Origin of the sequence: Burkholderia anthina (assembly GCF_902498995.1) — a bacterium.
In the GTDB taxonomy this organism is placed as follows: domain Bacteria; phylum Pseudomonadota; class Gammaproteobacteria; order Burkholderiales; family Burkholderiaceae; genus Burkholderia; species Burkholderia anthina.
This window is the reverse complement of the sequence record NZ_CABVLY010000006.1, coordinates 222881-236837: the sequence shown is the minus strand read 5'-3', so window position 1 is coordinate 236837 and position 13957 is coordinate 222881. Positions and strand designations below refer to the sequence as shown.

At 64.2% G+C, this 13957-nt stretch carries 9 protein-coding genes; 6 read left to right on the top strand and 3 right to left on the bottom strand.

Annotated features, from left to right (window positions below):
• The first annotated feature begins 235 nt into the window (after positions 1-235).
• The 6 genes from typA to BME24068_RS10900 all read left to right on the top strand — a co-directional run bounded on the left by typA (position 236) and on the right by BME24068_RS10900 (position 9919).
• Positions 236-2062, top strand: a complete 1827-nt coding sequence (gene typA, locus BME24068_RS10925; RefSeq protein WP_096506818.1) for a translational GTPase TypA — start codon at positions 236-238, stop codon at positions 2060-2062.
• Between the two features lie 317 nt (positions 2063-2379).
• Positions 2380-5244 (top strand): 2-oxoglutarate dehydrogenase E1 component, encoded by a 2865-nt coding sequence (locus BME24068_RS10920; protein ID WP_096506816.1) that lies wholly within the window; start codon positions 2380-2382, stop codon positions 5242-5244.
• Positions 5245-5379: 135 nt separating this feature from the next.
• Positions 5380-6654, top strand: a complete 1275-nt coding sequence (odhB, locus tag BME24068_RS10915; protein ID WP_096506815.1) for a 2-oxoglutarate dehydrogenase complex dihydrolipoyllysine-residue succinyltransferase — start codon at positions 5380-5382, stop codon at positions 6652-6654.
• An 81-nt stretch (positions 6655-6735) separates the two neighbouring features.
• Positions 6736-8166, top strand: coding sequence for a dihydrolipoyl dehydrogenase (lpdA, locus tag BME24068_RS10910; protein ID WP_174926064.1), 1431 nt, complete (start codon positions 6736-6738; stop codon positions 8164-8166).
• 100 nt (positions 8167-8266) lie between these two features.
• On the top strand, positions 8267-9364 hold the full coding sequence (zapE, locus tag BME24068_RS10905) for a cell division protein ZapE (protein ID WP_096506813.1): 1098 nt from the start codon (positions 8267-8269) through the stop codon (positions 9362-9364).
• Between the two features lie 144 nt (positions 9365-9508).
• Positions 9509-9919: a transposase gene (locus BME24068_RS10900; RefSeq protein ID WP_174926063.1), complete on the top strand. Its 411-nt coding sequence runs from the start codon at positions 9509-9511 to the stop codon at positions 9917-9919.
• A gap of 102 nt (positions 9920-10021) precedes the next feature.
• Here BME24068_RS10900 and BME24068_RS10895 read toward each other — a convergent pair whose 3' ends face one another.
• The 3 genes from BME24068_RS10895 to BME24068_RS10885 form a co-directional block, all read right to left on the bottom strand.
• Positions 10022-10483, bottom strand: coding sequence for a DUF2147 domain-containing protein (locus tag BME24068_RS10895; protein ID WP_174926062.1), 462 nt, complete (start codon positions 10481-10483; stop codon positions 10022-10024).
• 166 nt (positions 10484-10649) lie between these two features.
• Positions 10650-12335 (bottom strand): ShlB/FhaC/HecB family hemolysin secretion/activation protein, encoded by a 1686-nt coding sequence (locus BME24068_RS10890; RefSeq protein WP_096506810.1) that lies wholly within the window; start codon positions 12333-12335, stop codon positions 10650-10652.
• A gap of 145 nt (positions 12336-12480) precedes the next feature.
• The gene (locus tag BME24068_RS10885) at positions 12481-13926 is read right to left on the bottom strand and encodes a collagen-like triple helix repeat-containing protein (RefSeq protein ID WP_174926061.1); all 1446 of its coding nucleotides are present in this window, start codon (positions 13924-13926) and stop codon (positions 12481-12483) included.
• Between the last annotated feature and the right edge of the window lie 31 nt (positions 13927-13957).

The following is a 13957-nucleotide window of genomic DNA, read 5'->3' as shown; positions in this document are numbered from 1 at the left end:
GCCGCGGACCAAAATTCCCTTGTCGGGGTAAGGGTTTTCGGTCGGCTGGCGGCAGCTTCGGGCGGTCGATGCAGCGCGCAAGGGAAGGGGCGGAGGCGCGCTGTTTGTTGCGTCGCAGCGGCAGTCCGGTTCCGGACATTCGCACGTGCTATAATTTGTGGTTTCCAAGCTGCAATGCGCGCGCACGTGTCGAACGAGCGTGCGCGTTTGCGCGTTCAACGATTTCCAGGTTTCTATGACCCGCGCCCTTCGCAATATCGCCATCATCGCTCACGTCGACCACGGCAAGACTACGCTCGTCGACCAACTGCTCCGCCAGTCCGGCACCTTCCGCGAGAACCAGCAGATTGCCGAACGCGTGATGGACTCGAACGACATCGAAAAAGAGCGCGGGATCACGATTCTCGCGAAGAACTGCGCGGTCGAATACGAAGGCACGCACATCAACATCGTCGACACGCCGGGGCACGCGGACTTCGGTGGCGAAGTGGAGCGCGTGCTGTCGATGGTCGACTCGGTGCTGCTGCTCGTCGACGCCGTCGAAGGCCCGATGCCGCAAACGCGCTTCGTCACGAAGAAGGCGCTGGCGCTCGGCCTGAAGCCGATCGTCGTCGTCAACAAGATCGACCGTCCGGGTGCGCGGATCGACTGGGTCATCAACCAGACCTTCGACCTGTTCGACAAGCTCGGCGCGACCGAGGAGCAGCTCGACTTCCCGATCGTCTATGCGTCGGGCCTGAATGGCTACGCGTCGCTCGACCCGGCCGCCCGCGAAGGCGACATGCGCCCGCTGTTCGAGGCGATCCTCGCGCACGTGCCGGTTCGCCCGGCCGATCCGGAAGCGCCGCTGCAGCTTCAGATCACGTCGCTCGACTTTTCGACGTACGTCGGCCGGATCGGCGTCGGCCGCATCACGCGTGGCCGCATCAAGCCGGGTCAGCCGGTCGTGATGCGCTTCGGCCCGGAAGGCGACGTGCTGAACCGCAAGATCAACCAGGTGCTGTCGTTCAAGGGCCTCGAGCGTGTGCAGGTCGAATCGGCCGAAGCGGGCGACATCGTGCTGATCAACGGTATTGAAGACGTCGGCATCGGCGCGACGATCTGCGCGGTCGATACGCCGGAAGCGCTGCCGATGATCACCGTCGACGAGCCGACGCTGACGATGAACTTCCTGGTCAACTCGTCGCCGCTGGCTGGCCGCGAAGGCAAGTTCGTGACGAGCCGCCAGATCCGCGATCGTCTGATGAAGGAACTGAACCACAACGTTGCGCTGCGCGTGAAGGACACGGGCGACGAAACGGTGTTCGAAGTGTCGGGCCGCGGCGAACTGCACCTGACGATTCTCGTCGAGAACATGCGCCGTGAAGGCTACGAGCTGGCCGTGTCGCGTCCGCGCGTCGTGATGCAGGAAATCGACGGCGTGCGGCACGAGCCGTACGAACTGCTGACCGTCGACGTCGAAGACGAGCACCAGGGTGGCGTGATGGAAGAGCTCGGCCGCCGCAAAGGCGAGATGCTCGACATGGCATCGGACGGCCGCGGCCGCACGCGTCTGGAGTACAAGATGTCGGCGCGTGGCCTGATCGGCTTCCAGAGCGAATTCCTGACGCTCACGCGCGGTACGGGCCTGATGAGCCACATCTTCGACTCGTACGCGCCGGTCAAGGACGGCTCGGTCTTCGAGCGCCGCAACGGCGTGCTGATCTCGCAGGACGACGGCGCAGCCGTGGCCTACGCACTGTGGAAGCTGCAGGACCGCGGCCGCATGTTCGTGAAGCCGGGTGACGCGCTGTATGAGGGCATGATCATCGGCATCCACAGCCGCGACAACGACCTCGTCGTGAACCCGATCAAGGGCAAGCAGCTGACGAACGTGCGCGCGTCGGGTACCGACGAAGCCGTGCGTCTCGTGCCGCCGGTCCAGATGTCGCTCGAATACGCGGTCGAATTCATCGACGACGACGAACTCGTCGAAGTGACGCCGCAGTCGATCCGTCTGCGCAAGCGCTTCCTGAAGGAACACGAGCGTCGTCGCGCGAGCCGCGAAGGCGCGGTCGACTAAGCATCGATCGTTCCCGTGCATGACGAAAAAGGCCACCTCCGGGTGGCCTTTTTTGCATCTGCGCCATGCGCAACCGGACAGCCTGCAAAACACTGTTCCCGTGGGTCGTTGCAATCGGGCAAAACCCCGTCGCGCGGTGCTTTCAGGCACATTTCGCCGTGAACTTCGGTATCGGTTCTGTGATATGCTGCGCGCACGCAAGTTTTAGGTCCTTCCAAGCAAGACTTGATTCGCAATCCGCTAAACGGTCAGGCCGTGTCGCGGAAGGTTGAGTAACCCGCTATTTCTCGAGAAGCTCGAAGAAAGGTGAGCGTAAAATGTCAGATGTAATGAAGCAGTTTCAGCTGAACTCCTATCTGTTCGGCGGCAATGCTTCGTACGTTGAAGAACTGTACGATGCATACCTCAACAATCCGGCATCGGTGCCGGAGAACTGGCGTGAGTATTTCGACGCGTTGCAGAACGTCCCTGCAACCGACGGCTCGACCGCCAATGACGTCGCTCATTTTCCGATCGTCGAATCGTTCGCCGAGCGTGCGAAGGCCAATGCCTTCATCCCGCGCGAAAGCACCAGCAACCTGGCAACCGCGCGCAAGCAGGTTCACGTCCAGTCCCTGATCAGCGCATATCGCTTCCTCGGCTCGCAATGGGCCAATCTGGATCCGCTGAAGCGTCGCGAACGTCCCGCCATTCCCGAACTCGAACCGGCTTTCTACGACTTCTCGGAAGGCGACCTCGACCAGACGTACAGCGCGAGCAACCTGTATTTCGGTTTCGACCAGGCTTCGCTGCGCGATATCGTCAAGGGCCTGCGTGACACGTACTGCGGCACGATCGGCGCCGAGTACATGTACATCAGCGACCCGGAGCAGAAGCGCTGGTGGCAGGAGCGTCTGGAGTCGACCCGCGCGACACCGAATTTCTCGGCCGACGAGAAAAAGCACATCCTGAACCGCCTGACGGCCGCTGAAGGCCTCGAGCGTTACCTGCACACCAAGTACGTCGGCCAGAAGCGCTTCTCGCTCGAAGGCGGCGAGAGCTTCATCGCGGCGATGGACGAAGTCGTCCAGCACGCGGGCAAGAGCGGCGTGCAGGAAATCATCATCGGCATGGCTCACCGCGGCCGCCTGAACGTGCTGGTCAACACGCTGGGCAAGATGCCGGCCGACCTGTTCGCCGAATTCGAAGGCAAGCACGTCGACGACCTGCCGGCCGGTGACGTGAAGTACCACAAGGGCTTCTCGTCGGACGTGTCGACCGAAGGCGGCCCGGTCCACCTGTCGCTCGCGTTCAACCCGTCGCACCTCGAAATCGTGAACCCGGTGGTCGAAGGTTCCGCGAAGGCGCGGATGGACCGCCGCGGCGACGAAGATGGCCTGCAAGTGCTGCCGGTGCAGATCCACGGCGACGCGGCCTTCGCTGGCCAGGGCGTCGTGATGGAAACGCTAAACCTCGCGCAGACGCGCGGTTACGGCACGCACGGCACGCTGCACATCGTCATCAACAACCAGATCGGCTTCACGACGTCGGACCCGCGCGATGCGCGTTCGACGCTGTACTGTACCGACGTGGTCAAGATGATCGAAGCGCCGGTGCTGCACGTGAACGGCGATGACCCGGAAGCTGTCGTCCTCGCGATCCAGATCGCGATCGACTACCGGATGCAGTTCCACAAGGATGTCGTGATCGACATCGTCTGCTTCCGCAAGCTGGGTCACAACGAGCAGGACACGCCGGCGGTCACGCAGCCGCTGATGTACAAGAAGATCGCGCAGCACCCGGGCACCCGTGCGCTGTACGCCGAGAAGCTCGTGCAGCAAGGCGTGATCACCGCGGAAGACGCCGACAGCTACGTGAAGGCGTACCGCAAGGCGATGGACGACGGCCACCACACCGTCGATCCGGTCCTGTCGAACTACAAGAGCAAGTACGCGGTCGACTGGGTTCCGTTCCTGAACCGCAAGTGGACGGACGCAGCCGATACGGCCGTGCCGCTCGCCGAACTGAAGCGCCTCGGCGAACGCATCACGACGGTCCCGGAAAACTTCAAGGTTCACCCGCTCGTCGAGCGCGTGATCAACGACCGCCGCAACATGGCGCGTGGCGACCAGCCGCTCGACTGGGGCATGGGCGAACACCTCGCATTCGCGTCGCTCGTCGCATCGGGCTACTCGGTGCGCCTGACGGGCCAGGACTCGGGCCGCGGCACGTTCACGCACCGTCACGCGGTGCTGCACGACCAGAACCGCGAGCGCTGGAACGACGGCACGTACGTGCCGCTGCAGAACATCGCTGAAGGCCAGGCGAAGTTCACGGTGATCGACTCGGTGCTGTCGGAAGAAGCGGTGCTGGGCTTCGAATACGGTTACTCGACCGCCGAGCCGAACACGCTCGTGCTGTGGGAAGCGCAGTTCGGCGACTTCGTGAACGGCGCGCAGGTCGTGATCGACCAGTTCATCTCGTCGGGCGAAGTGAAGTGGGGCCGCGTGTCGGGTCTCACGATGCTGCTGCCGCACGGCTACGAAGGCCAGGGTCCGGAGCACTCGTCGACCCGTATCGAGCGTTTCCTGCAACTGTGTGCCGACCACAACATGCAGGTCGTTCAGCCGACGACCCCGGCGCAGATTTTCCACCTGCTGCGTCGCCAGATGATCCGTCTGTTCCGCAAGCCGCTGATCGTCGCAACGCCGAAGTCGCTGCTGCGCCACAAGGAAGCGGTGTCGGACCTGTCGGAACTCGCGAAGGGTTCGTTCCAGCCGGTGCTGGGCGAAACCGACGGCGGCATCGACGCGAAGAAGGTCAAGCGCGTGCTGGCTTGTTCGGGCCGCGTGTACTACGACCTCGTCGCGCACCGCCGCGAAGCGAAGGCGAACGACGTCGCGATCATCCGTATCGAGCAGCTTTATCCGTTCGCGCACAAGCAGTTCGAAGCCGAAATGAAGAAGTACGAGAACGCGACTGAAGTGGTCTGGGTGCAGGACGAGCCGCAGAACCAGGGCCCCTGGTTCTACGTCGAGCACCACCTGAAGGAAGGCATGAAGGACGGGCAGAAGCTGGCATACAGCGGCCGTCCGGCTTCGGCCTCGCCGGCGGTTGGCTACTACGCGAAGCACTACGAGCAGCAGAAGGCCCTCATCGAAGGTGCTTTCGGCCGCCTGAAGAGCGCATCGATCGCGAAATAACCGACGGAAGCGAAACGGGAAGGCGCGCCGCGCTTTCCCGTCTCTTTTGGCCCGCCGGGCGCGTTGCGCGCCGCACCGGCCGAAGGAATCGCACGAACCTCGTCATTACCCAGATTAAGCATCCAGGAAAATCACATGGCTATCGTAGAAGTCAAAGTCCCCCAGCTTTCGGAGTCGGTTTCGGAAGCCACCATGCTGCAGTGGAAGAAGAAGCCGGGCGAAGCAGTCGCGCAGGACGAAATCCTGATCGAACTCGAGACCGACAAGGTCGTGCTCGAAGTGCCGGCACCGGCAGCGGGCGTGCTCACGCAAGTGCTGCAGAACGACGGTGACACGGTCGTTGCCGACCAGATCATCGCGACGATCGACACCGAAGCGAAGGCCGGCGCGGCCGAAGCAGCGGCCGGCGCCGCCGAAGTCAAGCCGGCGGCAGCACCTGCTGCAGCCGCACCGGCAGCCCAGCCGGCTGCTGCAACCGCATCGTCGGCAACCGCATCGCCGGCCGCAGCGAAGCTGCTCGCCGAGAAGGGCCTGTCGGCGGGCGACGTCGCGGGTTCGGGCCGCGACGGCCGCGTCACGAAGGGCGACGCGCTGTCCGCAGGCAGCGCACCGAAGGCTGCGCCGGCCGCCGCACCGGCGAAGACCGCCGCTGCGAAGCCGTCGCTGCCGGAAGTGAAGGTGCCGGCGTCGGCAACGACGTGGCTGAACGACCGTCCGGAACAGCGCGTGCCGATGTCGCGTCTGCGTGCGCGTATCGCCGAGCGTCTGCTCGAATCGCAGCAGACCAACGCGATCCTGACGACGTTCAACGAAGTCAACATGCAGCCGGTCATGGACCTGCGCTCGAAGTACAAGGACCGGTTCGAGAAGGAACATGGCGTGAAGCTCGGCTTCATGTCGTTCTTCGTGAAGGCGGCCGTGCACGCGCTGAAGAAGTTCCCGCTGGTGAACGCGTCGATCGACGGTAACGACATCGTCTACCACGGCTACTTCGACATCGGTATTGCAGTCGGTTCGCCGCGCGGTCTGGTCGTGCCGATCCTGCGCAACGCGGATCAGCTGAGCCTCGCCGAAATCGAGAAGAAGATTGCCGAATTCGGCCAGAAGGCGAAGGACGGCAAGCTGTCGATCGAAGAAATGACGGGCGGTACGTTCTCGATCTCGAACGGCGGCGTGTTCGGCTCGATGCTGTCGACCCCGATCATCAACCCGCCGCAATCGGCGATCCTCGGCGTGCACGCGACGAAGGAGCGTCCGGTTGTCGAAAACGGCCAGATCGTGATCCGTCCGATCAACTACCTGGCGCTGTCGTACGACCACCGGATCATCGACGGCCGCGAAGCGGTGCTGTCGCTCGTCGCGATGAAGGATGCGCTGGAAGATCCGGCACGCCTGCTGCTCGACCTGTAAGCCGAGTTTCACCGCATTGACCCGCTCCGCACGCTCGCGCACATGCGCGGCCGTGCGGACGCACAAGTAGAAAGGATTGTCATGTCCAAGGAATTTGACGTCGTCGTGATCGGCGCCGGCCCCGGCGGCTACATCGCCGCGATTCGCGCCGCGCAGCTCGGCAAGACGGTTGCCTGTATCGAGAAGTGGAAGAATCCGGCCGGCGCGCTGAAGCTCGGCGGTACGTGCCTGAACGTCGGTTGCATCCCGTCGAAGGCGCTGCTCGCGTCGTCGGAAGAGTTCGAGAACACGTCGCATCACCTGGCCGACCACGGCATCACCGTCGACGGCGTGAAGATCGACGTCGCGAAGATGCTCGGCCGCAAGGATGCGATCGTCGAGAAGATGACGAGCGGGATCGAGTTCCTGTTCAAGAAGAACAAGATCACCTGGCTGAAGGGCCATGGCAAGTTCACCGGCAAGACCGATGCCGGCGTGCAGATCGAAGTGAGCGGCGAAGGCGAAGCCGAAGTCGTCACCGCGAAGAACGTGATCATCGCAACCGGCTCGAAGGCCCGCCACCTGCCGAACATCCCGGTCGACAACAAGATCGTGTCGGACAACGAAGGCGCGCTGACGTTCGACTCGGTGCCGAAGAAGCTCGCCGTGATCGGCGCGGGCGTGATCGGCCTCGAGCTCGGCTCGGTGTGGCGTCGTCTGGGTGCCGAAGTGACGGTGCTCGAAGCGCTGCCGGCATTCCTCGGCGCAGCCGACGAAGCGCTCGCGAAGGAAGCGGCCAAGCTGTTCAAGAAGCAGGGCCTCGACATCCATCTCGGCGTGAAGATCGGCGACGTGAAGACGACCGCCGACGGCGTGTCGATCGCTTACACGGACAAGGACGGCAACGCGCAGACGCTCGATGCCGACCGCCTGATCGTGTCGGTCGGCCGCGTGCCGAACACCGACAACCTCGGCCTCGAGGCAATCGGCCTGAAGGCGAACGAGCGTGGCTTCATCGACGTGGACGACCACTGCCGTACCGCAGTGCCGAACGTCTACGCGATCGGCGACGTGGTGCGCGGCCCGATGCTCGCGCACAAGGCGGAAGACGAAGGCGTGCTGGTCGCGGAAGTGATCGACGGCCAGAAGCCGCACATCGACTACAACTGCATTCCGTGGGTGATCTACACGTACCCGGAAATCGCATGGGTCGGCAAGACGGAGCAGCAACTGAAGGCCGAAGGCCGCGAGATCAAGTCGGGCAAGTTCCCGTTCTCGATCAACGGTCGCGCGCTCGGCATGAACGCACCGGACGGTTTCGTGAAGATGATCGCCGACGCGAAGACCGACGAACTGCTCGGCGTGCACGTGATCGCGGCGAATGCGTCGGACCTGATCGCGGAAGCCGTAGTGGCGATGGAGTTCAAGGCGGCGTCGGAAGACATCGCCCGTATCTGCCACCCGCACCCGTCGATGTCGGAAGTGATGCGCGAAGCGGCGCTCGCCGTCGACAAGCGCTCGCTGAACAGCTGAGCGCGGTATAGCGCCGGCCGGCCATCGGTTGGCGCAGCCGTCTCATGACGAAGGCGGGCGGGTTTTTCCCGCTCGCCTTTGTTTTTTCCGGTTTGCCCTGATGAACGTCACCGAATACTACACGCGCGAATTGACCACGCGCGGCTATCAGTCCGATCCCGCGCAGCGCGCGGCTGTCGATCGTCTGCAGCGCTGCTTCGACGAGTGGGTCGACTACAAGGCGCGCCGCTCGAACGCGTTCAAGAAGCTCATCAATCACCCGGACCTGCCGCGTGGCGTCTACATGTGGGGGGGTGTCGGCCGCGGCAAGAGCTTCCTGATGGACAGCTTTTACGCAGTGGTGCCCGTGCAGCGCAAGACACGCCTGCATTTCCACGAATTCATGCGCGAAGTGCACCGCGAGCTCGAGGAGCTGAAAGGGCAGGCCGATCCGCTCGACGAACTGGCGCGACGCATCGCGAAGCGCTACCGGCTGATCTGCTTCGACGAGTTTCACGTGTCGGACATCGCGGACGCGATGATCCTGTACCGGCTGCTCGATCGCCTGTTCAACAACGGCGTGCAGTTCGTGATGACGTCCAACTACGATCCGGACGATCTGTATCCCGACGGCCTGCATCGCGATCGCATGCTGCCGGCCATCGCGCTGATCAAGGAAAAGCTCGACGTACTGAACGTCGACGCGGGTGTCGACTATCGACAGCGCACGCTGGCACAGGTGCAGATGTATCACACGCCGCTCGGTGCGGATGCCGATCGCGAGCTGCGCCATGCATTCGCGAAGCTTGCCGCGGTGCCGGACGAAAGCCCGATCCTGCATATCGAGAAGCGCGAGCTGAAGGCGTTGCGCAAGGCCGATGGCGTCGTGTGGTTCGATTTCGCGACGCTGTGCGGCGGTCCGCGCTCGCAGAACGACTATCTCGAACTCGCCAGCCGCTTCCATGCGATCGTCCTGTCCGAGGTGCCGCAGATGTCGCCGCGGATGGCGTCCGAGGCGCGCCGCTTCACGTGGCTCATCGACGTGCTGTACGACCACAAGGTCAAGTTGCTGATGTCCGCGGCGGTGCCGGCGGAACAGCTGTACGTCGAAGGCCCGATGGCGAACGAGTTCGCACGCACGGTATCGCGGATCGTCGAGATGCAGTCGAAGGAGTACATCGAAACGCCGCGTCGCATCGTCGATACGTCGCTGACCTGACCACAGCTCTCGGCAAGTGGCGTGCTTCAACCGTCAAATCCGGTCAAATTCTGCTGATCCCGGAGTATTTTCGGACTTGTCTTATATTCGTCGCTGAGGTCAGCCGATATCGTTGTGTCATGGTTCCTAAGGCTGGAGATGTCCATGACACCGTATCGCGATCTGACCGATCATGAGTGGCGCCGCGTCGTGCCGCTTTTGCCTGAAATGCAGCCGCGCACCGAATTGCGCGGCCGGCCGCTGGCCAACACGCGTGCTGTCCTGAATGGCGTGCTCTGGGTGATATACAGCGGCGCGACGTGGTCCGCCATGCCGCGTCGCTACCCGTCGTACCAGACATGCCATCGCCGCTTCAAGGTGTGGCACGACACGGGCACGCTGATGCACGTGATGCGTGAGCTGTATGGCGACGCGGGCGTGAATCTCTGCAACGAGCTGTCCACACGGATGCGCAAGCACGCGCAGTCGAAAGCGGCGCAGGCGCGCAGTACCGCAACACCGACCTATCGTGCGCCGGGCAGCTACGCGTCGAACACGTTGAAGCACGCGGCGTGATCACGGCGGACTTCATCGTCACGCACACCAAAACAAAATCGGCCTGACGTCGTCGTTGCAGGCCGATTTTTCATTGCATCGCGCGCTTCGACGCGCGCCGCGTTATTGTGCGCGAACCCAGGTCTGCGACCGGCCGAGCAGCGATACGCCGATGTAGCCGCGTACGACGAGCTTCTGGCCACCGTCTTCAAGCGTCATCTTGCACTTGTAGACCTTGCCGTTTTCCGGATCGAGGATGTTGCCGCCGTCCCACTGGTCGCCGTCCTTCTTCATCGCCTTGATGATCGTCATGCCCTTGATGAGCTGATCCTTGCGCTCGTCGGTGCATGCGGTGCAGCGGCGATCGGGCTTGTCGCTCGGGCCGAGACCTTTGACGACCTTGCCCGACAGCGAACCGTCGCCGTCGTCGGCGATCTGCACGAGTGCCTTCGGCTGATGGGTGTTGTCGTCGATCGTCTGCCACATGCCGATCGGACTGTCGGCTTGCGCGAACGACGGCGCGGCACAGGCGAGCAGTGCGCCCGTAATGGCCAATGCGCGCAGCGGGCGGGTCACTTGAATCATTGTCTTCCTCCTTGTTTCACGTCGTATTCGATTCGCCCGCACGACCGTCTGCATGGGGCGGTGGCATGTTGCGAGCTTTGCCAGAATACGTGAAACCGTGCGCTGCGTTTGATAGAGGGGACTCTATTCCAAACAGTCCGCGGGATGCGGACTGTTCGGTGCCCGATCAGTTGAGCTGGTACGAGAACGCGGCATTCACGCGGGGGCTGCGCGATGCGCTTTCGACAGGCGCATCGCCGACCGGCTTCGCGATGTTCAGGTCGAGGCTGTAGTACCGGCTGTCGGTCAACCGCACGCCGATGCCGACCGACGACAGGCGGCTCGGCGACGGTGTGCCGGTATGCAGATACACGCGCGCCATGTCGTACGCGATGTACGGCGTGACGGATTTCAGGTACGTCCAGCCCGGCGTGAATCCGCGGTTGACCTCCAGCGACATCCCCCAGCCCGAGTCGCCCGACGTTTCACCGGGCTGATAGCCGAGCGCGTAGCGCGTCGAGCCGAACGAGATCTGTTCCGACGTCGGCAGCGAGTCGGCGCTGTACTGGCCGGTCACCGAGACCGACGTGCCGATCTTGAACGGCCATTCGTTGGTCTGCGTGAAGGTCGCGCCGGTACGGACGAAGGTCAGCGAAGTCGGATCTGCGTATGTCACCGGTACGCCGTCAACCAGGCCGGTCTGCGATTTCGATGCGCCGAGAATGTTGAATGCCTTGGCGACGTTGACGCTCAGCTTGCGTACCTGCTTCGGTTCGACACTCGTGTAGTCGAGCTGCAACTGCATCACGCGAACCTGCGAGCGATTGTCGAGCACGTTGCCGTTGACCTGGTTCTGGTAGCGGTCTTCGTTGTGCGCTGCATAGCCCGACACGGTGCCGAGCAGGCTGCGCTGGTTGTTCAGCAGTATCGGATAGGAAGCCGAAAGACCGAGTTTCTCGCTCTTGACGGTTCGCTGAACGGTCGACGGCAGGCCCGGGTTGTCGGTCGGCTTGCCGCGGTACGTGCTTGCATCGAGGCGCGTGACGAGACCGTTGCTGCCCACCGGCACCGAGCCGCTGAACGCGAAGTAGGTCTGCTTGTCGCGTCCGGGCGGCGCCAGCGCGGAAATGCTCAACTGCTCGCCGAACGAAGTCAGGCCGTTTTCGGTTGCGGTGATGAGGCCCTGGACCCCGGGGTGATTGAAATCGATGCCGGTGCTGACGTTGAATGCCTTGCGGTCGACCGCGAGCTCGAGCGTCGTCGCGCCATCGGTTGTTTGCGGCGGCGGCACGTTGGCCTTCACCGTGACGCCGGGCAGCAGGCCGAACGTGTTCACGTAGCGTTCGAACGTTGCACGGCGCAGTGGCCGATCGGCCGTAATGTGCGCGGCGATCGCGCGAATCTTCGACTCCATCGCGCCGGGCTTGCCGGTGACCTTGACGTCCGACACGTAGCCTTCCACGACCGTCACGCGCACGACGCCGTTCTCGAACGTCTGCGCGGGAATGAACGCGAACGACAACGCATAGCCGCGCTCCTGGTACAGCTTGGTCACGCCGTTGGCGGTTTCGATCAGCTCGCCGATCGTGATGTCCTTGCCGACGAGCGGCGTGAAGCGGCGCGAGATTTCGTCGAACGGTATCGACTTCACGCCTTCGACCTGGAACGTCTTGGGCGTCAGATGGCGCGACAGCAATTCCTGAAGCTGTGGTGCCTGCGGCGCGACCTGGACGGTGACGCTCGGGCCTTGCTTCGGTGCGTTGATCTGGGGCAGGGAGTCGAGCGGGTTGCCTGCCGCGCGCGTCTGCGCATGTGCCGTGCCTGCCGCCGCAATGGCGAGCAGCATCATCCATCTGTCCAGTCTGGATTTCATTGTTCTTCCTCGTAGGCCTTGCTTGGCGTCTTCTTTGTAATGCGGGCGCGCGACATCTGGGTGCCGCGCGCCACGTGCCGCGTCGCCGGTTGTGTTTGTACGGCCGCGCCTTCTGCTCCGGCTGCAAGGGCGCGACCGTCCTCCTTTACTTGCCAACGCTACCCAGCGTGCCCAGCAACCCCGTTACCGGTGCCAGGAGGCCCGCCGAACCGCCCGACGATGCCGACCCCGTCACGCTGCCTGCTGCTCCGGTGACAGTATTCAGCAAACCGGTGACGGGCGCGAGAGGGTTTGCCCCGCCTGTGCCGCCCGTTGCGCCGCCGAGGGTTCCCGTGACGGTCGACACGAGGTTCGTCACCGGCGCGAGCGGGCTGCTGCCGCCCGAGCCGCCGACGCTGCCCAGTGTGCCGGTGACAGTCGACACGAGGCCCGTCACCGGCGCGAGCGGGCTGCTGCCGCCCGAGCCGCCGACGCTGCCCAGTGCGCCGGTGACAGTCGACACGAGGCCCGTGACCGGTGCGAGCGGGCTGCTGCCCGAGCCGCCCGTTGCGCCGCCGACCGCACCCGTGAGCGAACCGAGCGGCGTCGACCCGAGCCCGGACAGCAGACCGCCGAGCGGGTTCGTCGAGCTGGAACCCGACGCCGTGCCGCTCTGGACGGTTGCCGTCGAGCCGCCGACGAGGCTCGTGATCAGGCCGGGGATCGGTGCTGCGCCGTTCGGGCCGTTCGGGTTCACGAGGCCGCCGGCGTTGGTCACCGTATTGCCCACTGCGGTGACGAGCTGGCCGACGTCGCCGACGAGCGGCTGATTCGACGTGCCGGCGACCTGCTTGCCTGCCGAACTGATGGCGCCGCCGACCTGGCCGAGCAGACCCGACACCGGCTGTCCGAGGCCCGTGGTCGTGCCGACCTGCTGCGTGAGCTGACCGGCGGTGATCACCAGCGGCGTGATGGCCGAGCTGAGCGGTTGCGTGACTTGCTGCACGGCGCCCGACGACAACGTCGAGCCGATCGTCGTGCCGGCGGCCGTCAGGCCGTTGGCGACCGTGTCGAGCACGGTGCCGACCGGCGTCGTGACGGGGGCTAGCGGCGAGAGCTGCCCCGTGCCCAGCGCCTTGACCGTCTGGCTCAGCCCGGACACGGTGTTGCTCGTCGCGCCGACCACATTGCCGAGGCCGGCGACCGTCGTGCCGACCGGGTCCTTCGTCGTGCCGATTTGTCCCAGGCCATTGCTTACGGCATCGGCTGCCGTGCCGACGATCGTGCCGGTACTGGAAACGGTGCTGCCGACACCCTTCGTCACACCGTCGCCCAGGCCCGGCAGGCTGATGTTGCCGACCGTGCTGCCGAGGTCCGTAGCAGTCTGGCCGACCGTGCTGATGACACCTTTGGTACCCGTCGACGAGCCGCTGGTGCCGCTCGTTCCGCTGGTGCCACTCGTGCCGCTGGAGCTGCCGCCGTTGCTGCTCGTCGGCGGCGAGCTGACGCCGCCGCCGCCGCAGGCGGCCAGCAGGCAGGCTGCGGCGAAGGCGGTGAGGGGCACGCGCCATTGGCGCAGGGCGACGGTCGTGATGGAACGTTGCTGGGACATGATGGACTCCTCGCTGTCTTTTCGATGAATG